Origin of the sequence: uncultured Amphritea sp. (assembly GCF_937127095.1) — a bacterium.
GTDB lineage: Bacteria > Pseudomonadota > Gammaproteobacteria > Pseudomonadales > Balneatricaceae > Amphritea.
Map to the genome: position 1 here is coordinate 39,047 of NZ_CAKZLP010000055.1, position 22,263 is coordinate 61,309.

The window sequence follows — 22,263 nt, forward strand, 5'->3', positions numbered from 1 at the left end:
GTTTGGGTTTTTCAGTTAAGTGCGACGGGAAGACCTGTAGTGTGCTGATGTTGCTCCCAAGTGAAATTACAGGTTTTGTTTTTTCTTTTTCTAGCAAGCAGAGCGGAGCTTTGCGTCTAGCAAGCGACGAAGTCGCGTTCTAACATCTAGCAACTGAGTTTCGCGTTCTAACAACTAGCAGCTGTTTTTTTATTGGCATATTTTTTAACTTACAGTATAATCCGCGCTCCTTTGGATAGGTCCGGGGATTTATGACGTTGTAAATCAAGGTTTGCAACCAATAATTATAAGGTCGTCGAGCATTGCGAGCCCTTTGGTTTCGCAGTGATCAGACTGATGTATAGGTAAATTTATCATGACTACATTTAGCGCAAAGCCTGCAGAGGTTAAACGCGACTGGTATGTTATCGACGCTGAGGGTAAAACTCTGGGTCGTATGGCTACTGAAATCGCCCGTCGTCTGCGTGGCAAGCATAAAGCAGAATTCACTCCTCACGTTGACACTGGTGATTACATAATCGTTATCAATGCTGAGAAAGTAAACGTAACTGGTAACAAGCGTAAGGACAAAATGTACTATCGCCATACCGGTTACCCAGGTGGTCTACGTGAAACTTCTTTCGAGAAGATGGTTGAAACTCATCCAACACGCACCATCGAACTGGCCGTTAAAGGTATGCTACCTAAAGGTCCCCTGGGTCGTGCTATGTACACTAAGATGAAAGTGTACGCTGGTGCAGAACATCCGCATGCGGCTCAACAGCCACAAGAACTGAACGTCTAAGGGGCAGGTCAATATGTCTACAACTCAGTATTACGGCACAGGCCGTCGTAAGTCCTCTACTGCACGCGTATTCCTGCGTCCAGGTACAGGTAAAATCACTGTTAACCAGCGTGAACTTGATGTTTACTTCGGTCGCGAAACTGCTCGCATGATCGTTCGTCAGCCTCTGGATCTGACTGGCAACACTGAAAAATTTGATGTTTACATTACCGTTAAAGGCGGTGGTGGTTTTGGTCAGGCTGGTGCGATCCGTCACGGTATCACTCGCGCGCTGATGGAATATGATGAGACTCTGCGTCCTGAGCTGCGTGCTGCTGGTTTCGTTACCCGTGATGCGCGTGAAGTTGAACGTAAGAAAGTGGGTCTGCGTAAAGCACGTAAGAAGCCACAGTTCTCCAAGCGTTAATTCGCAGCGATACAGTTTCTGTGTCGTACAGAAAAACGCCCCTGCCAGAGATGGTACGGGCGTTTTTTTTGGTTTCAATTGTGGCGTTGCGGGATGAGGTCAAGAGTAGGTCGACTATAGGCGTAAAAAGGAGGTTTTACCCCTAATTAGCCTTGTAAGAAGGGGTGAATTTCATTACTATTTGTGCCATTTTAAAAATCCGTTAATTCGGGATTCATTACTGAGCAACCGGGCAATTGCTGCACTGCAATAGGGTGGCAATGAGAGGGTTGAGTGAGGGGAGATAATCTTAATGAGTAATGACGGCGTGAATAAGGGGCGGCGACGTCTCCTGATCGGTGCCACTTCTGCTGTTGGGGCAGTGGGTGCCGTAGGAGCTGCAGTTCCGTTCGTGGCTTCATGGAATCCGAGTGCAAAGGCTAAGACAGCTGGTGCCCCGGTTAAAGCTGATATCAGCAAGCTGGAAGTGGGTCAGCAGATGATCGTCAAATGGCGCGGCAAGCCTGTTTGGATTGTTCGTCGTGGGCCTGAAGCGCTGGCTAATCTGGCTAAGCTTGACGGAAGTCTGGCTGACCCTAAGTCAGAAGCTCCACAGCAGCCTGCTTATGTGCCAGGTACTCCAGCCCGTGCGATTCGTGAAGATATCGCGGTGATGGTTGGTATCTGTACCCACCTGGGTTGTTCTCCGACTTACCGTCCTGAGCTGGCACCAGAAGATCTGGGTCCTGAGTGGGTTGGTGGTTTCTACTGCCCATGTCATGGTTCTCGTTTTGACCTGTCAGGTCGTGTAATGAAAGGTGTTCCGGCACCGACTAACCTGGTGATTCCACCTCATTTTTATGAGAGTGATAATGTGATCATCGTTGGTGTGGATCAGGAGACTGCATAATGGCTGGCAATCGTAATAAAGGAAATCCAGGCATCATGGGCTGGATCGACGATCGTTTCCCATTGACGGCAATGTGGGATGATCATTTAGCAAAATACTATGCTCCGAAGAACTTTAACTTTTGGTATTTCTTCGGTTCTCTGGCTTTGCTGGTTCTGGTTAACCAGCTGTTAACCGGAATCTGGCTGACAATGAGCTATAACCCTACAGCAGAGGGGGCATTTGCTTCTGTTGAATACATCATGCGTGATGTGGATTACGGTTGGCTGCTGCGTTACATGCATTCTACTGGTGCTTCTGCGTTTTTCGCGGTTGTGTATCTGCACATGTTCCGTGGTCTGCTGTACGGTTCTTACCGTAAGCCCCGTGAATTGGTGTGGATCTTTGGTATGACGATCTACCTGGCGCTGATGGCTGAAGCGTTCATGGGCTACCTGCTACCATGGGGTCAGATGTCTTACTGGGGTGCTCAGGTAATCGTATCTCTGTTCTCTGCTGTTCCGGTGATTGGTCCTGATCTGGCTGAGTGGATTCGTGGTGACTACCTGATCTCTGGTATTACCCTGAACCGTTTCTTCTCTCTGCATGTTGTTGCACTGCCGATCGTTCTGCTGGCGCTGGTTGTTATGCACATTATCGCGCTGCATGAAGTGGGTTCTAACAACCCTGACGGTATCGAGATCAAAGATAAGAAGGATGAGAACGGCGTGCCGCTGGATGGTATCCCATTCCACCCTTACTACACCGTTAAAGATATTGTCGGTGTTGTGGTCTTCCTGTTTGTATTCTGCCTGATCATCTTCTTCTTCCCGGAGATGGGTGGTTACTTTATCGAGCAGCCTAACTTCGAACCGGCTAACCCGCTGAAGACTCCGCCGCATATCGCGCCGGTATGGTACTTCACGCCGTTCTACGCCATGTTGCGTGCGATTCCGCCAATTGCGGCATCTCAGTTCCCGGGTGTTGTGGTAATGGGTGGTGCAATTGCTATTCTGTTTGTTCTGCCTTGGCTGGACCGTAGCCCGGTTAAATCCATGCGCTACAAAGGCTGGATGAGTAAGGTTATGCTGGTTATCTTTGCGATCAGCTTCGTTATTCTGGGTTATCTGGGGGTTGTTGCATCTTCTCCTGGTCGTACGCTGGTGGCGCAGATCTGTACTGCACTGTATTTTGCATACTTCTTCCTGATGCCGTTCTACACCAGAATGGAAAGCACTAAACCGGTACCAGATAGGGTGACAGGCTAATGAAAAAGTTTTTTATCGCAATCTTGTTAGTGCTGGCGCCAGTGGCTGCTAGTGCTGCTACGGGTGGAGTTCATCTGGATGAGATGGCTCCGGATCATGCGAATAAAGAGTCGCTGCAGCGTGGTATGGCGACTTTTGTAAACCATTGTATGGGTTGCCACTCGGCTAACTTTCAGCGTTATGAGCGTGCCGCAATGGATTTAGATATGCCTAATGAGCTGGTGCAAAAGCATCTGATCTTCGGTGATTCTAAAGTGGGTGAGCAGATGACTATTGCTATGCCTCAAACCGATGGTGCTGCATGGTTTGGTACGCCTCCGCCGGATTTGACGCTGGAAACGCGTCTGCGTGGTGAGGCGTGGGTGTATACTTACCTGCGTAGCTTCTACAAAGACCCTGCTCGTCCTTGGGGTGTCAACAACGTTGTCTTTCCTGACGTGGGTATGCCTAACGTTTTGGAAGGCTTGCAGGGGCTTCAGGTTAACCATTGCACCCCAGCGGAGATGGCTCACCAGGTGAAGACCATTGATCCTCTGACCGGTGTTCAAATGGGTGGTTGTCTGAGCATTGCTGAAAAAGGTCAGCTCTCAGTTGAAGAGTTTGATAATACTATCTATGACCTGGTTAACTTCATGTCTTACATGGGTAACCCTGTTAAGCTGCAGTCCCAGGCAATTGGTTATAAAGTACTGATCTTCCTGTTTATCTTCTTCTTCTTTGCTTACGCGCTGAAGAAAGAGTACTGGAAAGACGTTCACTAAACGTTTGCTGGTCAGTAATACCGATACGCGGTCCAATTTAGTTGGTCCGCGTATATTTTTTTTATGGAACATGTGAAACGGGGTGATTTAATGGGTGTAGTGGCCAAGCGTTCTTCTATGACTTTTTACTCCGATGGTAATGATCATTACAGCCATCGGGTACGTATCGTTCTGGCAGAAAAGGGTGTTGCAGTTGAGATTAACGATTGCGATCCAAACAATTTGCCTGAGGATCTGGCTTCACTGAATCCGTACAACAGCTTGCCGACCCTTCTGGATCGTGAGTTGGTATTGTATGAGCCAAATGTGATGATGGAGTATCTGGATGAGCGTTTTCCTCATCCGCCGCTACTACCTGTCTATCCTGTTGCACGTGCTGAAAGTCGTTTGTTTATGTACCGTATTCAGCGTGACTGGTGTGCTTTGGCAGATGTTATTCTGACGGCAGAGAGTGCTGGCGAGGTTGATGAGGCCCGTAAAGCGCTGCGTGACAGTCTGGTTGCTGTTTCACCTATCTTTGGTGAAAAAGACTATTTCATGAGTGAAGAGTTTACCCTGGTAGACTGCTGTATCGCTCCGCTGTTGTGGCGTCTTGAGATTCTCGGTGTTGAGTTGCCGGAAGCGCAGTGCAAAGATCTGATTAAGTATATGACTCGCCTGTTTGAGCGTGAGGCATTTCAGATCAGCCTGTCTGAAGAAGAACGCGAAATGCGTGACTGAAGCCGGGTTTGTGATATTGATACATAAAGGATGGGTTATTACTCATCCTTTTTTTTGGAGTATGTAATGCAATCGAGTCGTGGATATCTTCTCCGTGCACTGAATGAGTGGATTCTGGACAGTGGCTGGACGCCACACCTGGTGATTGATGCTGAGATTCAGGGTGTAATGGTGCCGCAGCAGTTTATCAGTGATGGGCAGATTGTTCTTAATGTCGCACCTTCTGCTGTGCAGGGGCTGCTGATTGAGAATGATGCGGTCAGTTTTAATGCCCGCTTTGGTGGTGTGCCAATGAATGTATTTGCGCCGATGGTAGCTGTAATGGCGATCTACGCGCGTGAGAACGGGCAGGGCATGGGCTTCGGCGCTGAACCAGGTGTTGAGGCGTTGTATGATGGCGAGCCTGAGAATGACCCTACACCGCCGGAAGCGCCTAAACCGAATAAGCGGCCTTCATTGAAGGTGGTTAAATAAGAGTCGGGGTCTGAAGTCCGAACGCTGCGCTTGTCCGAAGTCGGGAAAAACTGAGGTTGGTAGCTGAGGTAGCTGAGGTTGGTGGGAGGCGTGCCCCCGCGGCGAATATTTGTTGTCAGTGTCTGCTGATTGTTTGTTGCTGCTAGTGTCCCGCGGACAAGCAGTGAAGCTGCGCTCGGGCGAGCGCAGCGATCGGACTGTGGACATCTGCCTTTAATCGATATATTCAAATATCTTAATGATTTTCTGAATGCCATTCACGCTGCGTACAATCCGCACTGCGTTATCAGCCTGAGAGCGTGTGACGAGACCCATCAGATAGACCACGCCGTTTTCAGTGACGACTTTAATCTGTGTTGCGTCGACCTGTGTATCACCGATCATATTGGCTTTGATCTTGGCGGTGATCCAGGTGTCGTTGGCGCGGGCCAGGGTTGCGGTAGGACTGGCGACGGTTAGTTCGTTGTGGATGCGGCGGATTTTACGTACCTGGCTGACAATCTGTTCAGCTTCCAGGCGAGTCTCTTCGGTGGCGACCTGGCCGGTCAGCAGCACGATACCGTTAAAGCTGGTGACGTTGACATGGCTGCTACTGAGTTCAACGGAGCCTTTGCTGATGTTAACGTTGGATTTGATCTCAATTAACTCGTCATCAACAAAGCTACCGGTGGTGCGGTCTGTTGGATTTTCCTTAATGGGTTCCTCTTTAAAGCTGCTGACAATCGTAGAGCAGCCGCTGCTTAAAAGACCTGCGATAATCAGGATAGCGATGCGTTTCATCAGTTATTCTCCGCCAAAAAGTTGATAATCTATGAGATCGCACAGGGCATGCAGAATTAGTGTCTGTGCACCAAAAATCAGTGCCGGGTCATCTGCTGGTATGCAAAATTCGACCTCATCCGGCAGTAGTAGAGAGTGAATGTTGTCATTAGTTCCCCCGGTGAGTGCAATTACCAGCATATCCCGGTCATGGGCTGCCTGAATTGCCTGGACTAAATTGGCGGCGCGACCGTCATTTGACAGTATCAGCAGCAGGTCGCCAGGCTGTCCAAGGGCGCGTATCTGTTTTGAAAACACCTCATTAAACTGATCGTCATGGGCGATTCCTGTCAGCGCAGAACCATCTGCACTCAGGCATATAGCGGGCAAACCGGGTCGCTCATGGCGAAACTGATTCATTAGTAAGCTGCTGAAGTGTTGAGACAATGCTGCACTGCCGCCATTGCCGCAGCAGAGGATTTTATTTTCAGACATCAGGCAGCTGAGTAACAGCTCTCCGGCATGTGATATCAGCGGTGTGTATTCTTCGATGGTTTGGGCATTAACCTCCATGCTGTTATGGAACAGGCTAATAACTCGGTCTTGAAGTACCATCGGTGCTCCTGTCAGAAAGTGGCTTCAGGTCTGAAGGCGTCTTTATACCATACAGGGCAGGAATCTCCACTCCCGTTATCCTGTTTGGCTTCAAATGCTATTACATCAAACCGACATACTGGCAGGTTACTGCTTTTCTGCTGGCTGAGATAGTAACTGGCTGTTTTTATTAATTTCTTCTGTTTACGGAAGTCGACAGAGAGAACGGCGCCACCCCAGTTGCTGTGACGTCGACTGCGTACTTCGATGAATACCAGCTGCTCACTGTCCTGCATAATCAGGTCAATCTCACCAAACCGGCAGTGAAAATTCTTGCTAATTAGTTTTAGTCCTTGTTGCTTCAAGTAACTCAGTGCTTTCTGCTCGGCGTCCTTGCCGATCTGCTGTCTGTCCATGCTTTATCCTGCCTGGGTAGTGCTATTTTAGTTCTCAGATTGGGCGATTCCCTGTTTAAAGGTTACCCAGTTAAGGGTTCGTACAATCTGATTGTTCTTTCCTAAAGAAAGTGATCCGGTCTCGCCCTCTATCTTAGCAGACGCAGAGGCAGATAGTTGCGCAAGATAGGGAAACAGGCCGAAAGCGTCGATACCCAGTGCGTAGAGGCGACCAAAGCGGCTGTTGGTGTCGTCCCGTAACTGTGCCAGTTGCAGATGGGTGGTTGATGGCGGTGCGCTTAACCAGGGTGTAGCAACAAAGCGGATACCGTTCAGGTCCTGATCTTCAATGGCTGATTCTGCGCCGGTATAGATCTGTGATGTAGCGTAAACGGGGATGTTGCCCGCATAGTGGTATGCCAGCGTAGGTTTAATCTGTCGGGCGGTTTGCGGTAGTGCGGAAAGGAATATTGCATCCACATCCTGTCGTCGGCGGCTTTCAAATTCGGGTCGTGCACCAATAATCCGGGTGAGCTGGGTATCTCGTGCACTGCTTTTCTCAGTGCCTAACAGTGTGGCTATCTGCTCAGAATAATTGGTGTCGGTGTTGTAAGTGAGGCTATCAAGGATGGTGCCTCCCAGTTCGGTAAAGCGCTGCTTGAAGGCGATCGCTGAGCGAACCCCCCAGTCAGTGTCGGGGGTGTAGATTAACGCCTGCTTTTTCTGATCGTTCCAGGCTTGTTCTGCTGCCTGGATCGCTTCGTCTTCGATGGCTAGTCCAAACTGATAGATGTTAACTTGCTGGCTTCCCGGAGCGGTGTTGAGTGTTAACGTTGGAATGGGTGCCGGGCCAAAGTTGATCAGGTTTTCTACCATCTCTTTCTTTAGTGGGCCAATGATCAGGTCGATACCCCGCTCCTGTGCTATCTGGTAGAGCTGCTCGGGGTTGGTGATCTTGGTTGAGTCTAGCATGGTGATTCTGGCTGTGGTTCTGCCTGCTTTGACGGCATTGTAGTAAGCGGTCATGAATCCGGTGGTTATCGCTTCTGCCGGTTTTTCCAGGTTGCCGCTCAGAGGTAGATAGAGTGCGATATGTTCCGCGCTGAGGGTGTCAGTGGCGGTTATTGCCAGGAGTGCATCCGGTGGGGTTTGTTGTGCCGGATGCGACTGCCAGAGGATCTCCCACTGCCGCATCAGTTTGTTTTGCTGGCTCAGGTCCTGTTGATTGGCGGTGCTAAGTGCCAGTTCATACCAGCCCTGTTGGTAGTAGCTGTTGTCGAGTCGCTGGCTTAGCTGTTTTAGCTGGTCTGCCGGAACCTGGGTGAGGAGTGTCCAGATGCGGTTGTGCAGTGCTTTGGTTTTGTCGGCCGGACTGTAGCTGCTGAGCTGTATCAGCTGCTGTAGTTCGCTGAGCGTGTTCTGCTGATAACGGTAGGCGTCTGCCTGCATCTCGCCTATCTGATATTGCTGTTCGGCAGGCAGGTTTTTTGTGGTTTCAGGCGGCAGCTGTTGCAGGTAGCGCAGGGCGCTCTGGCCGTCCTGTTGCTCCAGGGCGGTGCGGGCCTTCAGCTCTGATATCTCAAACTGCAGAGCGGGTGTCAACAGCTGCATGTTGATCTCATCCAGGAGGCGGGAGGCTTCTCCCTCGCGATCCTGCATAATTAAAATACGTGCTGCTTCTGCTTTCAGTTGCGCGCTTTTGATGGGGGCCGCGGTCTCTGCCTGCAGGATTAATTCAGCGACTTGCTGCATGGGGTCGTCAGACCGCTGTGTTGCAATATTGCCCTGCTGGGAACCACAACCTGCCAGAAAAAGTGTCACGCTGGCGGTCAGGAGCAGAGACAGGCGGCTTGGAAACGTCATATACTTTCACACCCTGAATTTATAAATGGCTCGAATACTGATGTCCGAAGCAGTTTTGTATGTTGTCGCAACGCCGATTGGTAATTTGGAAGATATGACGCCGCGCGCGCTCCGTATACTGGAGTCGGTTGCATTAATTGCGGCTGAAGATACCCGCCATAGTGGACGTTTGCTGTCACATTTTAATATCAAAACGCCGATGATAGCAGTTCATGACCATAATGAACGCCAGCAGCAGCAAAAAATTATCGAAAAGTTGCAGCAGGGTAATGATATTGCACTGATTTCTGATGCGGGTACGCCGCTGATCTCCGATCCGGGCTTTGTTCTGGTGCGTGAAGTGCGTGCTGCAGGATTCAGAGTTGTGCCGCTTCCCGGGTGTTGCGCGCTGGTGGCTGCGCTGTGTGCTGCGGGCGTGCCGTCCGATCGTTTTGCCTTTGAGGGGTTTCCACCGGCAAAGTCGCAGCAGCGGCTTAATTTTTATAGCGCATTGGCGGCTGAAAACAGAACGTTGATGTTCTATGAATCACCTCACAGGATTATCGATAGTTTAAAAGATATAGCGACTGCCTTTGGGGCTGAACGTCCTATTGCGATAGCCCGGGAGCTGACCAAGACATTTGAAACCTTTCTCAGTGGTACCGCCGAAGAGGTTCTTGCTCAGGTTGAGGCTGATCCTAATCAGCGTAAGGGGGAATTTGTTTTGATGGTTGAGGGAGCGCCGCAGCAGGATGATAGCCTGCTTGACCCTCGTAGTAGTGAGGTGTTGGATATCCTGCTTGAGGAGCTCTCCGTGAAGCAGGCTGCGGCGCTGGCGGCAAAAATTACCGGGATCAAAAAGAAGGTAATGTATCAGGCGGCACTGGATCGTAAATAATTCGCTCACTGCGTCACAGTTCTGCTTGCTTATGGTGGGCTTGCTGGTATCCTTTGCGCCGTAGAGTTCGCCAGACAATCGCTGCTCCTGTGAGGGAGGGGAGGAAAGTCCGGGCTCCATAGGGCAGGGTGCCAGGTAATGCCTGGGGGGCGAAAGCCTACGGCAAGTGCAGCAGAGAGCAAACCGCCTACGTTTCCTGTTTACAGGAAGCCGGTAAGGGTGAAAGGGTGCGGTAAGAGCGCACCGCGTGCGTGGTAACACGTCACGGCAAGGTAAACCCCACCTGGAGCAAGACCAAATAGGAATCCATGAGGCATGGCCCATGCTGGATTCGGGTAGGTCGCTTGAGGCCTGTGGCGACGCAGGTCCTAGATGAATGATTGTCCTCGACAAAACCCGGCTTATCGGCGAACTCTACACTTATTTAACTCAGATGAATGATTGTCCTCGACAACTCTTCAAAAAGCTCGGGGCTTATCGGCGAGCTCTACACTTATTTAACTCAGATGAATGATTGTCCTCGACAGCTCTTGTAAAAGATCAGGGCTTATCGTCGAGCTCTACACTTATTTAACTCAGATGAATGATTGTCCTCGACAGCTCTTGCAAAAGATCAGGGCTTATCGTCGAGCTCTACACTTATTTAACTCAGATGAATGATTGTCCTCGACAACTCTTCAAAAAGCTCGGGGCTTATCGGCGAACTCTACATTTTTTATATCTATAATACCCGCGCCTCTTAAATTCCATAAGCTCATCATGATAGGTTGTCCTCGACAGCGCTTGAGGAAAGTTCAGGGCTTATAGGCGAGCTCTACACTTATTTAACTCAGATGAATGATTGTCCTCGACAACTCTTACAAAAGATCAGGGCTTATCGTTGAGCTCTACATTTTTTATATCTCATAATACCCGCACCTCTTAAATCTCATAGGCTTGATATGAGCGCTTGTCCTTGACAACTCTTCAGAAAGAACAGGGTTTATGGGTGATCGCTGCACATTTTCTTAGTTTGACGACAATATTTTAGACGTTTCGGCGGCAGAGCTGCTTTGGGAGCCAGGGATTGTTCGTAAAGGCTGGCATGTTTGTCAGTAGTGCTGCTTTGAATGTCTTTGAATTAATAAAGTTGTATTTTTCTTTTTCTTTTTTTTCATCTGTTGGTTGCCTCTGTTCTGTAGTTGTTAATCGTCTCTTGTTTCAACTCTCTGTTTTATCTCCTGTTTTTTTCTGGCGCTTCGATGCAGGAAAAAACTGTATTCGTCAGGCTCATAATCTTGCTTTTTATAGTGCTGTACTGAGGAGTTTCTCCCTTGCAAACCAGTGGGTTAATTCCTATAGTGTGCACTAGTGGGAAATTGTGGGTAAATGTGGGTTAATTTGGTTTTCGGGAGAGCTTTTTGCAGTTTCGTGGTGTCAATCCAATCAATCTGGATGCTAAAGGCCGTATGGCCATACCAGCACGCTACCGTGACACGATCACGGAGCACTGCTGTGGGCACCTGGTTGCGACGATTGATACAGAGGAACGCTGCTTGTTGTTGTACCCGCTGGCTGAATGGGAAGTGATTCAGGAAAAGATTGAAGCGCTTCCCAGTTTTAACCCTGCGGCCCGCCGTATTCAGCGCTTACTGATCGGTCATGCTACCGATATTGATATGGATGGCAATGGGCGTTTGCTGTTGCCCGCACCGCTACGTGACTATGCCGGACTGAATAAGAAGATTGTTCTGCTGGGGCAGGGTAATAAGTTTGAGATCTGGAGCGAGGATCTCTGGCTGGCGACCCGTGAAGAGTATCTGGCTGAAGCGGATGGTGGTGCAGAACTACCGAACGAGTTACAGAATTTATCACTTTAAACCGACAGGGGTTAGCACATGAGTGCAGAGTTTAAACATATCACAGTGCTGCTGAATGAGGCTGTGGATACCCTGGTCGATGATCCGGATGGCTTTTATATCGATGGTACTTTCGGGCGTGGTGGTCACTCTGCACTGGTTTTGAGTCGTCTGTCTGAGAATGGCCGACTGATGGGGATCGATAAAGATCCTGAGGCGATTGCCTGTGCGGCTGAGCGTTTTGCTGATGAGCCGCGCTTTAGTATCGAGCGGGGCTCATTCGCGCAGCTGGAAGAGTTTGTCCGTCAGCGTGAGCTTGCCGGGCTGGTTAATGGGGTACTGCTTGATCTTGGCGTTTCATCGCCGCAGCTGGATGACCCCAATCGCGGCTTTAGTTTTATGTCGGATGGCCCGCTGGATATGCGCATGAATCCGGATGTGGGTGAGAGTGCTGCCGAGTGGATCGCCCGTGCCGGGGAGAAAGAGATTGCCGACGTGCTGTACACCTATGGTGAAGAGCGTCATTCCCGGCGGATGGCCCGCGCAATCATTAATGAGCGTGAGCAAGAGCCAATTGTGACGACCGGGCGGCTGGCAAAAATTATTACCGAGGCGAATCCTGCCTGGGAAAAGGGTAAGAATCCGGCAACCCGTGCATTTCAGGGGATCAGGATCTTTATCAACCGCGAGCTGGAAGACCTGGAAGACTGTCTGGATCAGGCGCTGGAGATGCTCAAGCCCGGCGGCCGGCTGGTGGTGATTAGTTTCCACTCGCTGGAGGATCGAATTGTTAAGCGCTTTATTCGTAAGTATGTAAAAGGTGATGAACATCTGCCGCCGGGCATTCCGGTGACCGATGATATGCTGGATATCCGCCTTAAAGCCGAAGGTAAGGCGGTGAAGGCGGGGCGTGATGAGGTGTCAGATAACCCCCGCTCACGTAGCGCCGTGATGCGGGTAGCGAAAAAGATACGATGAAACTGAGTTTGCCACTGCCTGGATGGCTGAAGGCTGAAGAGGAACAACCGATTGACGGGGTAATAGAACCGGTTGAGTTGGTTAAACCGGGGCTTATCTTGTTTTGTATGGTCGGCCTGGTTGTGGTGTCTTCGCTATTGGTTATCTGGTCCGCACATCAATATCGGATTTTGTTTAACCAGCAGCAAGAGTTAGTTCAGCAGTGGGATGAGTTGCAGGTTGAATGGGGGCAACTACTGCTGGAACAGGGTACGCTGGCCGCCAATAATCGGGTTGAGTCAGTGGCAATTAAACGCCTGGGAATGCGAATTCCTGAGCAGGTTGAGGTGATCAGAGATGAGCGATGAGCAGGATTTTCAAGCTCGTGCGGCACGGGGCTGGCGCTTATGGCTGGTGTTTTTGCTGCTGTTTCTGATTGCTGGCGCAGTGGCCGGCAAAATGCTTTCCCTGAATGTTCAGGAGCAAGCCTTTCTCAAGCGTCAGGGTGATGCCCGGGTGTTGCGGACCGCGGTGATACCGGCCCATCGGGGTATGATCAGCGACCGCAACGGACTGCCGCTCTCGGTCAGTGCTCCGGTATCAACGGTGTGGATGAACCCGAAAGAGTTTGATCTGCAAAATGCCTCAATCAACAAATTGGCGTCACTGGTAGAGAGTGACAAGACCTCTCTGTTGAAGCGGGTGTCGCAGTCCCGTGATAAGCAGTTTATCTACTTGAAACGGCAGATGACCCCGACTCAGGCCGAGCAGGTGGAAGATCTGCATATGCCGGGCGTTTATGTTGATCGGGAGTACAAACGGTTTTATCCCGCAGCCGAAGTTGCCACTCACCTGGTGGGATTTACCAGTGTCGATGGCGTAGGGCAGGAAGGAATTGAGCTGGCGTTTGAAGACTGGTTGCAGGGTGTGCCAGGTAAAAAACTGGTAATGCGGGATCTGCTGGGACGTACCGTCAAGCATATTCGTGAACTGGAACCGATGGTTCAGGGTAAAGATCTACAGCTGAGTATCGATTTGCGGCTGCAGTATCTGGCCTATCGGGAGCTCAAAGCAGCGGTGCAGGCGCATAAAGCTGACTCTGCGGCGATGGTTGTTCTCGATGTGCATACCGGGGAAATACTGGCGATGGTGAACCAGCCTTCTTACAACCCGAATGATCGGAGTAATCTCGGTGCTGATATGGAATCGCTGCGTAACCGGGCGGTGACCGATACCTTTGAGCCCGGTTCGACTGTGAAACCGCTGACTATTGCGGCGGCACTGATGAGCGGTCTGTATACCACTGACAGCGTGATTGATACCTCTCCGGGATTTATTCGGGTGAAGGGAAACACTATTCGCGATCACCGTAACTACGGTGAGCTGGATCTGGAACGGATTATTACCAAGTCGAGTAACGTGGGGGTTACCAAGCTGGCTTTGAGTATGCATGGTGACGCGGTGCGTAATATTTTTCAAAACGTAGGGCTGGGACAGGTGCCTGGAACCGGCTTTCCGGGAGAGCAGTCGGGGGTTTTGCCCTATCTGTCTGAGAAACGGCTGGTTGAGCGTGCCACGATGGCCTATGGCTATGGCATTGCGGTAACGCCGTTACAGCTGGCTCAGGCGTATCTGCCCTTTGCGACCGGAGGGTTGGTGCGTCATGTGTCGCTGCTGAAGCTGGATCGGCCAGAGCCCGGCACCCGGGTAATGCCGGAAAAAACAGCCAATCAGATTCTTAGAATGATGGAAACGGTTACCCAGGCCGGTGGTACCGGGCGTCGTGCAGCAATTGAGGGTTATCGTGTCGCAGGTAAGACGGGTACGGTGCACAAGGTTGGTGCTGGTGGTTACGCGGACGACAAGTATGTGTCGATCTTTGCGGGCGTCGCGCCGGTTGATAATCCAGAGATTATCGCCGTGGTGATGGTGGATAACCCGAAAGGACAGGAATATTACGGTGGCGAAGTCGCAGCGCCGCTGTTTTCACGTGTTGTGGGTGGCGCACTGCGAATGTTGAACGTGGCACCGGATAACTGGCAGCCGGTTAGCTCTCAGATGGTGATGAAATGAGCCGCGCAAGCTATTGCTTGTCAGCGCTGATGCCTCAGCTGGCGGATAGCGACCTGGCGCAACTGCAGATCAGTGGGATCTGTCAGGACAGCCGTAATGTTAAACCGGGTGATCTGTTTTTTGCCCGTAATGGTGTTAACCATAAAGGGATCGATTTTGTTTGCTCCGCTGCAGCAGAAGGGGCAGTTGCTGCGATTGTTGATGACGCAGAACTGGCTGCAGCGGACTCTATTGATGTGACTATCCCGCTGATCGGTGTGGCTGATGTTGCCGCACAGATTGGCGAGGTAGCTTCACGTTTTTTTGGAGAACCCTCTCTTCACCTGCGGGTGGTGGGTGTTACCGGTACCAACGGTAAAACCTCCTGTGCCCATTATATTGCTCAGTTGTTAGAGCAGTGCGGTGAGACCTGTGGTCTGATCGGCACCGTGGGTAATGGCTTGCTTGGTCAGTTGAACGAGGCGACCCATACCACTCCGGATGCCATCGGCGTCCATCGGTTACTGGCAGAGTTAAAGGGTAAAGGCGCAACCGCAGTGGTGATGGAAGTGTCGAGTCACGCGCTCGATCAACAGCGGGTAAGCGGCGTACATTTCAGGGCGGCAGGGTTTACTAATCTGTCCCGGGATCACCTGGATTATCACGGTGATATGGAGCGTTACGGAGCCGCTAAAGCCCGGCTTTTTTATGACATGGATATTGATCATCAGGTAATCAATGCCGATGACGCCTATGGCGCGGTTATTCTGGCGCGCAAAGATGGGCAGGATCGGATTGGTTTTGGTGAGTCAGAACGGGCGACAGTGCGGGCAACTGAGGTAAGGCTTTCAGCTGCCGGAATTAATGCGCACATTGAAACGCCGCAGGGTTCGTTTTCGCTGGATAGCGGCCTTATCGGTCGTTTTAACCTGAGTAATCTGTTGCTGACGGTCGCGATTATTCAGGCTATGGGCTTCGATCTGAAACAGATTGAAAACGGTCTGCACCGCTTAACTGCGGTAGCGGGACGGATGCAGCTGGTGTCACGGCAGGCGCCGCGGGTGGTGGTAGATTATGCCCATACACCGGATGCACTGGAAAAAGCATTGGAAGCACTGCGCAATCATTGTCAGGGACAGGTCTGGTGCGTATTTGGTTGTGGTGGTGATCGGGATACCGGTAAGCGGGCGCAGATGGCGCAGGTCGCTGAACGACTTGCGGATCGTATTGTTGTCACCAGCGATAACCCCAGAACAGAGGACCCGCAACAGATTATCAACATGATTATGGCGGGCTTTGAAGGTAGCGGGTCGGTGATCTGTGAGCCTGACCGAAAGATAGCGATTGAACAGGCTATTGCAGCGCTGCAGTCTGACGATATTTTATTGATTGCCGGAAAGGGGCATGAGAACTATCAGGATATACAAGGGGTGAAGATGCCGTTTGATGATCTGGCCGTTGCCAGAGAGGCCTTGGGTCTAGCCGATGAGCAGATAATAACGCAGGAGCGTTGCCGATGAACGGTCCGTTTGGTCTGAGTGATCTGGCTCCGGCACTGTCTGCCCGCCTGATTGGCGGCAGTTGTGATGTACAGGGAGTAAGTACTGACACCCGCAATATTCACGCCGGTGATCTGTTTGTTGCGTTGCGCGGCGAGAATTTTGATGCCCATGACTTTGTCAAACAGGCGGTCGCCGATGGTGCGGTTGCTGTTGTGGTGGAGCATGAGGTTGATGTTGATGTGCCCCAGTTGGTGGTCAGCAACACCCGCATGGCACTGGGTAACCTTGCAGCCTATAACCGTAGCCAGTTTAACGGCTCAATGTTTGCGGTGACCGGTAGCAGTGGCAAAACCACTGTAAAAGAGATGCTGGCATCGATCAACCGGCTGCGCGGGCAGACCCTGGCAACCCAGGGTAACCTGAATAACGATATTGGTGTGCCGCTGACCCTGTTAAGACTGTCTGCGGGAGACTGTTATGGCGTGATTGAGATGGGTGCCAGTGGTGCCCATGAGATCGCATATAGCACGCGCCTGGCGAAACCGGATGTGGCCATTCTGAATAACGCCTTTGGTGCCCACCTGGAAGGGTTTGGCTCGCTTCGGGGTGTAGTTCTGGCCAAGGCAGAGATTTTTGAAGGTTTGTCGGAGACCGGCACGGCGGTGGTTAACCTGGATGATCCTCATGCGGATATCTGGCTGGGGATATTGCAGCAGCAACCGCTGATGACCTTCTCCATAGCAGACCCGGGCGCATCGGTTTTTGCGTCAGATATCCATTTGCAGGCGAACGGCTGTTATGCCTTCAAGCTGAACTATTTGGGGCGTCAGTATCCGATCAGTCTTAGCGTGATGGGACGACATAATATTGCTAATGCCCTGGCGGCAGCGGCAGCGGTACTGGCAGATGGTTGTCAGCCAGAGGTTGCAGCAAAGGGCTTAAGCCAGTGCCAGGCGGTTGCAGGGCGGATGCGTCCGATTCAATTAGATCAATCTACGTTGATTATTGATGATAGTTATAACGCTAATCCTGATGCGGTGAAAGCTGCTGTCGATGCACTGGCTGAGCTGGAAGGCGAAAAGGTTGTAGTGCTGGGTGATATGGGCGAGCTGGGCGAGGGCGCAGAGGCAAAGCACCGTGAAGTGGGTGAGTACGCTGCGACTAAAGCGATCGATCTGTTGCTGAGCTGTGGTGCGCTGAGTGCCGCAACCCATGAAGGATTTATCGCAGCTGGCGGTGAAAAAGCCGAACATTTTAACGATAAAACCGCGCTGCTGACTACATTGCAGCAGTTGCCAAAGCATCAGCGTATTCTGCTGGTAAAAGGCTCCCGCAGCGCGGGGATGGATCAAATTGTAACGGGTCTGACAAATCCAGGCTCTACCGATGGGGGTAGTCACTGATGTTATTGCTTCTGGCCAACTGGCTGGCTGAATATAACAGCATTTTCTCCGTATTCAGCTATCTGACGCTGCGCGGAATTCTGGGGGTGCTGACGGCACTGGCGATCTCATTGTTGTTGGGGCCTGCGCTGATCCGTAAGTTGAAAAGTAAACAGATTGGCCAGACCGTTCGCAGTGATGGGCCTGAGTCCCACTTCAGCAAAGCGGGTACGCCGACGATGGGCGGTGCGCTGATTATTCTGGCGATTATGATCAGTAGTCTGCTCTGGTCTGATCTGAGTAATCGTTATACCTGGATCGTGCTGGGTGTGACTTTTGTCTTCGGTGCGGTTGGCTGGGTTGATGATTACCGCATGGTGATTGAAAAAAGCACGCGGGGTCTGCCGGCTCGCTGGAAGTATTTCTGGCAATCGGTAGGTGGCTTTGGTGCTGCCATCATTCTGTATGTGACGGCCCAATCCCCGGCAGAGACGCAGCTGATTATTCCGATATTTAAAGATGTCGCCATAGAGATGGGGCTGTTCTTTATTGTCTTTACCTATTTTGTGATTGTCGGCACCTCCAACGCCGTTAATCTGACCGATGGCCTGGATGGGCTGGCCATTCTTCCTACGGTACTGGTAGCCGGTGCGCTGGGCTTTTTTGCTTATTTGGGCGGTAACGTTAACTTCGCCAGCTATCTGCACATACCGTACATCGCAGGTTCAGGTGAGTTGATTATTATCTGCGGCTCGATAGTGGGTGCAGGCCTTGGCTTTCTCTGGTTTAACACCTATCCCGCTCAGGTGTTTATGGGTGATGTGGGTGCGCTGGCGCTGGGAGCCGCTCTGGGTGTTATCGCGGTTATCGTGCGCCAGGAGCTGGTATTGATGATTATGGGCGGTGTGTTCGTCATCGAGACGGTATCGGTGATTCTGCAGGTCGCGTCGTTCAAACTTACCGGACGACGGATCTTCAGAATGGCACCCCTGCACCACCATTTTGAATTGAAAGGCTGGCCGGAACCCCGCGTTATCGTGCGGTTCTGGATTATCACAGTCGTACTGGTCCTGATTGGACTGGCAACCCTGAAAATACGTTAACGGAGCAATAGTGAGCCTGATAGCGACTGATCAACTGCGGATAATCATCGGTCTGGGACAGACCGGGCTTTCCTGTGCCCGCTATCTGGCGCGTAAAGGCAGTGCGTTTATTCTCGTTGATACCCGTGATCTGCCGCCCAATCTTGAACTGATCCGCACCGAGTTTCCGGGTATGGAGGTGTACTGTGGTGAGCTGGATCAGGATCTTTTGTGTCGTGCCAGTGAGATTTTGTTGAGTCCTGGGGTGGCCAAGGATCAACCCGCTATTCAGGCAGCCGTCGCTGCTGGTGTAAAACTAAGCGGAGATATCGATCTGTTTTGTCAGGCGGTTACGGCACCGATTGTGGCCATTACGGGGTCAAATGCAAAAAGCACGGTGACGACGCTGGTGGGACAGATGGCGCTGGATGCGGGTATTGATACCGGTATTGGCGGCAACCTGGGTACCCCGGTGCTGGATATGCTCAGCGTGAGTGAGCAGCAACTCTATGTTCTGGAACTGTCCAGTTTTCAGCTGGAAACGGTGAATGACTTGCGGGCAACCGCTGCGACCGTGCTGAATGTCAGTCCGGATCATCTGGATCGCTACAGCAATAGTTTGCCGCTTTACTATCAGGCGAAGCATCGGGTGTTCAAAGGTGCTGCTAATGTCATTGTTAATCGTGATGATGCGCTGACCTCGCCGCTAGTGAATTCCGGTGTGAAAGTGACCAGTTTTGGACTGGGGCGTCCCGATCTTAATCAGTTTGGCCTGATCGAAAAAGAGGGTGAACTGTTTCTGGCCCGGGGGTTAAAACCGCTGCTGGCCGTGAGCCAGCTGAAAATTCAGGGGCAGCACAATATTGCCAACGCGCTGGCGTCACTGGCGTTGGGTGAAGCGGTCAATATTCCACTGGAGTCGATGCTGCAAACCCTGAAAAACTTTGCCGGATTGAAGCATCGCTGCCAGTGGGTGGATGATAAACAGGGTGTGGCATTCTTTAATGACAGTAAAGGCACCAATGTTGGTGCGACAGTGGCGGCCATTAATGGTCTGGCTGCCACCCTGTCTCCCGGCAGTAAAATTGTGCTGATCGCGGGTGGTGTGGGCAAAGGTGCCGATTTTAGTGATCTGAATGAGCCAATGCAAAACGCGGGTCGGGCACTGGTGCTGATCGGTAAGGATGGCGGCTTAATAGACCAGGCAGTTAACTGTCTTGAAGGGCAGTACGCCACTGACATGCAGGATGCCGTCTCACTGGCAGCCAGTTTGGCGAAGCCAGGTGACATTGTGTTGCTCTCACCTGCATGTGCCAGTTTTGATATGTTCAGCGGTTTCCCTGCCCGTGGTGATGCCTTTGTCGAGGCAGTGGAGGCGCTATGATTATCGCTGTTGCCGCCCCTGTCACCCCTACCAACCGGGTATTGCCGTTTGATCCGCTGTTGCTGGCGGTGACACTCTGTCTGATTCTGATCGGTTTTGTGATGATCAGTTCGGCGTCGATTGAGGTCGCGGCGGTGCGCAACAGCAATCCGTTCTTTTATATGATTCGCCACGGGGTGTTTATCCTCATAGGGCTGGCGGTTGCGTTAGTCGTGCTGAGAATCCCGGTCAGTTTCTGGCAGCGTAGTGGCCCCTGGTTACTGCTGGTCGGTTTTGTTCTGTTGGTGTTAGTGCTGGTGGTTGGCCGTGAGGTTAACGGTTCGGTTCGCTGGATATCTCTGGGGCCAATCAATCTGCAGGCTTCAGAAGTGGCGAAGTTTACTATGGTGATCTACCTGTCGGGTTATCTGGTGCGCCGGTTGACCGAGGTGAGAAGTAGCTGGAAGGGGATAGCAAAACCGGCATTGCCGCTGGCCTTTTTCGTCTTTCTGATGATTCTGGAACCTGATTTCGGTGCTGCAGTGGTATTGATGGCCAGCGTGATGGGGATGATCTTCCTTGGGGGGATGAAATTCAGTCAGTTTGCCATGATTGTGGTCGGTTGTGCTGTGGTTATTCCCTCCCTGGCAATGCTTCAGCCTTACCGGGTGGTGCGTTTGAAGACCTTCCTTGACCCCTGGGCGGACCCATTTGGCTCAGGCTATCAGTTAGCTCAGGCGCAGATCGCCTTTGGCCGGGGAGACTGGTTTGGTGAAGGGCTGGGTAACAGCGTACAGAAGTTGTTTTATCTGCCGGAGGCGCATACCGACTTTGTATTTTCTGTGCTGGCCGAAGAGATGGGTCTGGTGTTTGCGCTGCTGGTGGTGGGTCTGTATGGGCTGATGGCGGTGCGGATGTTCCGTATAGGTCGCAGAGCGGAAAAGCTGCAAGCGTTTTTTATGGCTTATGTCACTTATGGCTTCGCTATCATGCTCACCGGTCAGGCGCTGATCAATATTGGGGTAAATGTTGGTGCTCTGCCGACTAAGGGGCTAACACTGCCACTGGTTAGTTATGGCGGCAGTAGTCTGGTGGTTAGCTGCGTCATGATCGCCATCGTGATGCGGATAGACTATGAGATGAAACGGTTGCAGGTGGATGCTGCAAGCGCGCCTGTGGCAGCAAAAAAGAAAAGATCGAAACTGGACAGTGCTGATGAATAACAGTCGTAAAGCTCTGATCATGGCAGGCGGTACCGGCGGACATGTCTTTCCAGCGCTGGCAACTGCTGATTGCTTGCGTCAGCAGGGCGTTGCGGTGGAGTGGCTGGGTACCGCTGCCGGTATTGAGGCGGATGTGGTGCCCGCCGCGAATATTAAACTGCACTGTATTGATGTTAAAGGTTTACGGGGTAAGGGAAAGTTGAGCTTGCTGCTGGCGCCCTTGCGATTACTGCATGCTTTGTATCAGGCCTTAGGCGTGTTGCGCCGGGTAAAACCTGATGTGGTGTTAGGCATGGGCGGTTTTGCTTCCGGTCCGGGCGGTCTGGCGGCCTGGCTTACTGGTGTTCCGGTCGTTGTGCATGAACAGAATGCCTGCGCCGGGATGACCAATAAAATTCTATCGCGCATGGCCAAACGTGTGCTTGAGGCCTTTGGTGGTGCATTCAGAGGCAAAGTTGTCACAACGGTGGTGGGCAATCCGGTACGGGGCGATATTCTCAGCCTGCCGGAGCCCGGTTTGCGCTTTGCTGAGAGACAGGGGCCGATTCGATTATTAGTGGTTGGCGGCAGCCTGGGTGCAAAGGCGATCAATGAGTTGCTACCTGCGGTACTGAGTCGCTTAGCGGATGATGTTCAGCTGGAGGTTCTGCATCAGGTTGGTAAGCGCAATCTCACGGAGACCCAGGCGCTGTATAAAGAGGCGGGTCTTGAGGGTAGGGAATCTATCCGGGTGGTGCCGTTTATCGAGCGGATGGATGAAGCCTATGGCTGGGCGGATCTTGTTCTGTGTCGTTCCGGAGCGCTGACCGTCAGTGAATTGAGTATCGCCGGTGTAGCGTCTGTTCTGGTGCCCTTCCCGTTTGCAGTGGATGACCATCAGACAGGCAATGCCCGGTTTCTGGCGGAAGCCGGGGCGGCCATTCTGATTCAGCAGAGAGAGCTGGATCTGGACCGTCTGACAAATATTTTGACAGAGCAATTGAATGACCGGCAGGTACTTCTGGAGATGGCGCAGAAAGCGCGTCAACTGGGACAGCCTGAAGCCAGTCAAACGGTAGCAGATATCTGTCTGGAGGTGATGAAGAAGTGACTGAG

Annotated in this window: 22 protein-coding genes and 1 other RNA gene; 19 read left to right on the forward strand and 4 right to left on the reverse strand. The window is 51.7% G+C overall.

What is annotated here, in order from left to right:
* The first annotated feature begins 355 nt into the window (after positions 1-355).
* From rplM to Q0499_RS13610, 7 genes are all read left to right on the forward strand, one after another.
* Entirely contained in the window at positions 356-784 is a 429-nt protein-coding gene (gene rplM / locus Q0499_RS13580) for a 50S ribosomal protein L13 (protein WP_296062242.1), read from the forward strand.
* A 13-nt stretch (positions 785-797) separates the two neighbouring features.
* Positions 798-1,190 (forward strand): 30S ribosomal protein S9, encoded by a 393-nt coding sequence (rpsI, locus tag Q0499_RS13585; RefSeq protein ID WP_296062245.1) that lies wholly within the window; start codon positions 798-800, stop codon positions 1,188-1,190.
* 292 nt (positions 1,191-1,482) lie between these two features.
* The gene (gene petA / locus Q0499_RS13590) at positions 1,483-2,079 is read left to right on the forward strand and encodes a ubiquinol-cytochrome c reductase iron-sulfur subunit (protein ID WP_299200267.1); all 597 of its coding nucleotides are present in this window, start codon (positions 1,483-1,485) and stop codon (positions 2,077-2,079) included.
* On the forward strand, positions 2,079-3,326 hold the full coding sequence (locus Q0499_RS13595; protein WP_299200268.1) for a cytochrome bc complex cytochrome b subunit: 1,248 nt from the start codon (positions 2,079-2,081) through the stop codon (positions 3,324-3,326). The genes petA and Q0499_RS13595 overlap by 1 nt, the downstream gene beginning before the upstream one ends.
* Positions 3,326-4,087: a cytochrome c1 gene (locus tag Q0499_RS13600; protein WP_299200269.1), complete on the forward strand. Its 762-nt coding sequence runs from the start codon at positions 3,326-3,328 to the stop codon at positions 4,085-4,087. Before Q0499_RS13595 ends, Q0499_RS13600 begins: the two co-directional genes overlap by 1 nt.
* Positions 4,088-4,177: 90 nt before the next feature.
* Positions 4,178-4,807: a stringent starvation protein SspA gene (gene sspA, locus Q0499_RS13605; protein ID WP_299200271.1), complete on the forward strand. Its 630-nt coding sequence runs from the start codon at positions 4,178-4,180 to the stop codon at positions 4,805-4,807.
* Between the two features lie 66 nt (positions 4,808-4,873).
* A complete protein-coding gene (locus Q0499_RS13610; RefSeq protein WP_299200272.1) occupies positions 4,874-5,281 on the forward strand; it encodes a ClpXP protease specificity-enhancing factor in 408 nt (135 codons plus the stop codon).
* Between the two features lie 213 nt (positions 5,282-5,494).
* On the opposite strand, the gene Q0499_RS13615 is transcribed toward Q0499_RS13610, so the two are convergent.
* Genes Q0499_RS13615 through Q0499_RS13630 form a run of 4 tightly spaced genes read right to left on the reverse strand, consistent with a single transcriptional unit; the run spans position 5,495 to position 8,892 of the window.
* Positions 5,495-6,061, reverse strand: a complete 567-nt coding sequence (locus Q0499_RS13615; RefSeq protein WP_299200273.1) for a BON domain-containing protein — start codon at positions 6,059-6,061, stop codon at positions 5,495-5,497.
* Between the two features lie 3 nt (positions 6,062-6,064).
* Positions 6,065-6,655 carry an SIS domain-containing protein gene (locus Q0499_RS13620; RefSeq protein ID WP_299200274.1) on the reverse strand — a complete coding sequence of 197 codons (591 nt, stop codon included), beginning with the start codon at positions 6,653-6,655 and terminating at the stop codon, positions 6,065-6,067.
* An 11-nt stretch (positions 6,656-6,666) separates the two neighbouring features.
* Positions 6,667-7,050 (reverse strand): YraN family protein, encoded by a 384-nt coding sequence (locus Q0499_RS13625; RefSeq protein WP_299200275.1) that lies wholly within the window; start codon positions 7,048-7,050, stop codon positions 6,667-6,669.
* A gap of 27 nt (positions 7,051-7,077) precedes the next feature.
* Positions 7,078-8,892, reverse strand: a complete 1,815-nt coding sequence (locus Q0499_RS13630; protein ID WP_299200276.1) for a penicillin-binding protein activator — start codon at positions 8,890-8,892, stop codon at positions 7,078-7,080.
* Between the two features lie 40 nt (positions 8,893-8,932).
* Between Q0499_RS13630 and rsmI the strand changes: the two genes are divergently transcribed.
* The 12 genes from rsmI (at position 8,933) to murG (ending at position 22,258) form a co-directional block, all read left to right on the forward strand.
* On the forward strand, positions 8,933-9,769 hold the full coding sequence (rsmI, locus tag Q0499_RS13635; protein WP_299200277.1) for a 16S rRNA (cytidine(1402)-2'-O)-methyltransferase: 837 nt from the start codon (positions 8,933-8,935) through the stop codon (positions 9,767-9,769).
* A gap of 62 nt (positions 9,770-9,831) precedes the next feature.
* Positions 9,832-10,189: RNase P RNA component class A (gene rnpB / locus Q0499_RS13640), an RNA gene on the forward strand.
* Positions 10,190-11,169: 980 nt separating this feature from the next.
* Positions 11,170-11,628: a division/cell wall cluster transcriptional repressor MraZ gene (gene mraZ / locus Q0499_RS13645; RefSeq protein ID WP_299200278.1), complete on the forward strand. Its 459-nt coding sequence runs from the start codon at positions 11,170-11,172 to the stop codon at positions 11,626-11,628.
* A gap of 18 nt (positions 11,629-11,646) precedes the next feature.
* Positions 11,647-12,585 (forward strand): 16S rRNA (cytosine(1402)-N(4))-methyltransferase RsmH, encoded by a 939-nt coding sequence (gene rsmH, locus Q0499_RS13650; RefSeq protein WP_299200279.1) that lies wholly within the window; start codon positions 11,647-11,649, stop codon positions 12,583-12,585.
* Positions 12,582-12,932, forward strand: coding sequence for a cell division protein FtsL (gene ftsL / locus Q0499_RS13655; protein ID WP_299200280.1), 351 nt, complete (start codon positions 12,582-12,584; stop codon positions 12,930-12,932). Before rsmH ends, ftsL begins: the two co-directional genes overlap by 4 nt.
* Positions 12,922-14,637, forward strand: a complete 1,716-nt coding sequence (locus Q0499_RS13660; protein WP_299200281.1) for a penicillin-binding transpeptidase domain-containing protein — start codon at positions 12,922-12,924, stop codon at positions 14,635-14,637. Before ftsL ends, Q0499_RS13660 begins: the two co-directional genes overlap by 11 nt.
* On the forward strand, positions 14,634-16,136 hold the full coding sequence (locus Q0499_RS13665; RefSeq protein ID WP_299200282.1) for a UDP-N-acetylmuramoyl-L-alanyl-D-glutamate--2,6-diaminopimelate ligase: 1,503 nt from the start codon (positions 14,634-14,636) through the stop codon (positions 16,134-16,136). The genes Q0499_RS13660 and Q0499_RS13665 overlap by 4 nt, the downstream gene beginning before the upstream one ends.
* Complete coding sequence (gene murF / locus Q0499_RS13670) at positions 16,133-17,521, forward strand: UDP-N-acetylmuramoyl-tripeptide--D-alanyl-D-alanine ligase (protein ID WP_299200283.1); 1,389 nt, start codon at positions 16,133-16,135, stop codon at positions 17,519-17,521. Before Q0499_RS13665 ends, murF begins: the two co-directional genes overlap by 4 nt.
* On the forward strand, positions 17,521-18,603 hold the full coding sequence (gene mraY, locus Q0499_RS13675; protein ID WP_299200284.1) for a phospho-N-acetylmuramoyl-pentapeptide-transferase: 1,083 nt from the start codon (positions 17,521-17,523) through the stop codon (positions 18,601-18,603). The genes murF and mraY overlap by 1 nt, the downstream gene beginning before the upstream one ends.
* 10 nt (positions 18,604-18,613) lie before the next feature.
* Complete coding sequence (gene murD, locus Q0499_RS13680) at positions 18,614-19,966, forward strand: UDP-N-acetylmuramoyl-L-alanine--D-glutamate ligase (RefSeq protein WP_299200285.1); 1,353 nt, start codon at positions 18,614-18,616, stop codon at positions 19,964-19,966.
* Positions 19,963-21,168, forward strand: coding sequence for a putative lipid II flippase FtsW (gene ftsW, locus Q0499_RS13685; RefSeq protein WP_299200286.1), 1,206 nt, complete (start codon positions 19,963-19,965; stop codon positions 21,166-21,168). The genes murD and ftsW overlap by 4 nt, the downstream gene beginning before the upstream one ends.
* On the forward strand, positions 21,161-22,258 hold the full coding sequence (murG, locus tag Q0499_RS13690) for an undecaprenyldiphospho-muramoylpentapeptide beta-N-acetylglucosaminyltransferase (protein ID WP_299200287.1): 1,098 nt from the start codon (positions 21,161-21,163) through the stop codon (positions 22,256-22,258). Before ftsW ends, murG begins: the two co-directional genes overlap by 8 nt.
* Positions 22,259-22,263: the final 5 nt, after the last annotated feature.

What these genes read in the sequence shown, in the direction of transcription:
- rpsI (WP_296062245.1), top strand. Translation starts at nt 798, where the DNA reads ATGTCTACAACTCAGTATTACGGCACAGGCCGTCGTAAGTCCTCTACT.
- Q0499_RS13630 (WP_299200276.1), bottom strand. Translation starts at nt 8,892, where the DNA reads ATGACGTTTCCAAGCCGCCTGTCTCTGCTCCTGACCGCCAGCGTGACA.
- Q0499_RS13610 (WP_299200272.1), top strand. Translation starts at nt 4,874, where the DNA reads ATGCAATCGAGTCGTGGATATCTTCTCCGTGCACTGAATGAGTGGATT.
- rplM (WP_296062242.1), top strand. Translation starts at nt 356, where the DNA reads ATGACTACATTTAGCGCAAAGCCTGCAGAGGTTAAACGCGACTGGTAT.
- petA (WP_299200267.1), top strand. Translation starts at nt 1,483, where the DNA reads ATGAGTAATGACGGCGTGAATAAGGGGCGGCGACGTCTCCTGATCGGT.
- Q0499_RS13620 (WP_299200274.1), bottom strand. Translation starts at nt 6,655, where the DNA reads ATGGTACTTCAAGACCGAGTTATTAGCCTGTTCCATAACAGCATGGAG.
- Q0499_RS13665 (WP_299200282.1), top strand. Translation starts at nt 14,634, where the DNA reads ATGAGCCGCGCAAGCTATTGCTTGTCAGCGCTGATGCCTCAGCTGGCG.
- murG (WP_299200287.1), top strand. Translation starts at nt 21,161, where the DNA reads ATGAATAACAGTCGTAAAGCTCTGATCATGGCAGGCGGTACCGGCGGA.
- Q0499_RS13615 (WP_299200273.1), bottom strand. Translation starts at nt 6,061, where the DNA reads ATGAAACGCATCGCTATCCTGATTATCGCAGGTCTTTTAAGCAGCGGC.
- rsmH (WP_299200279.1), top strand. Translation starts at nt 11,647, where the DNA reads ATGAGTGCAGAGTTTAAACATATCACAGTGCTGCTGAATGAGGCTGTG.
- Q0499_RS13660 (WP_299200281.1), top strand. Translation starts at nt 12,922, where the DNA reads ATGAGCGATGAGCAGGATTTTCAAGCTCGTGCGGCACGGGGCTGGCGC.
- ftsW (WP_299200286.1), top strand. Translation starts at nt 19,963, where the DNA reads ATGATTATCGCTGTTGCCGCCCCTGTCACCCCTACCAACCGGGTATTG.
- sspA (WP_299200271.1), top strand. Translation starts at nt 4,178, where the DNA reads ATGGGTGTAGTGGCCAAGCGTTCTTCTATGACTTTTTACTCCGATGGT.
- Q0499_RS13595 (WP_299200268.1), top strand. Translation starts at nt 2,079, where the DNA reads ATGGCTGGCAATCGTAATAAAGGAAATCCAGGCATCATGGGCTGGATC.
- mraY (WP_299200284.1), top strand. Translation starts at nt 17,521, where the DNA reads ATGTTATTGCTTCTGGCCAACTGGCTGGCTGAATATAACAGCATTTTC.
- ftsL (WP_299200280.1), top strand. Translation starts at nt 12,582, where the DNA reads ATGAAACTGAGTTTGCCACTGCCTGGATGGCTGAAGGCTGAAGAGGAA.
- Q0499_RS13625 (WP_299200275.1), bottom strand. Translation starts at nt 7,050, where the DNA reads ATGGACAGACAGCAGATCGGCAAGGACGCCGAGCAGAAAGCACTGAGT.
- rsmI (WP_299200277.1), top strand. Translation starts at nt 8,933, where the DNA reads ATGTCCGAAGCAGTTTTGTATGTTGTCGCAACGCCGATTGGTAATTTG.
- murF (WP_299200283.1), top strand. Translation starts at nt 16,133, where the DNA reads ATGAACGGTCCGTTTGGTCTGAGTGATCTGGCTCCGGCACTGTCTGCC.
- Q0499_RS13600 (WP_299200269.1), top strand. Translation starts at nt 3,326, where the DNA reads ATGAAAAAGTTTTTTATCGCAATCTTGTTAGTGCTGGCGCCAGTGGCT.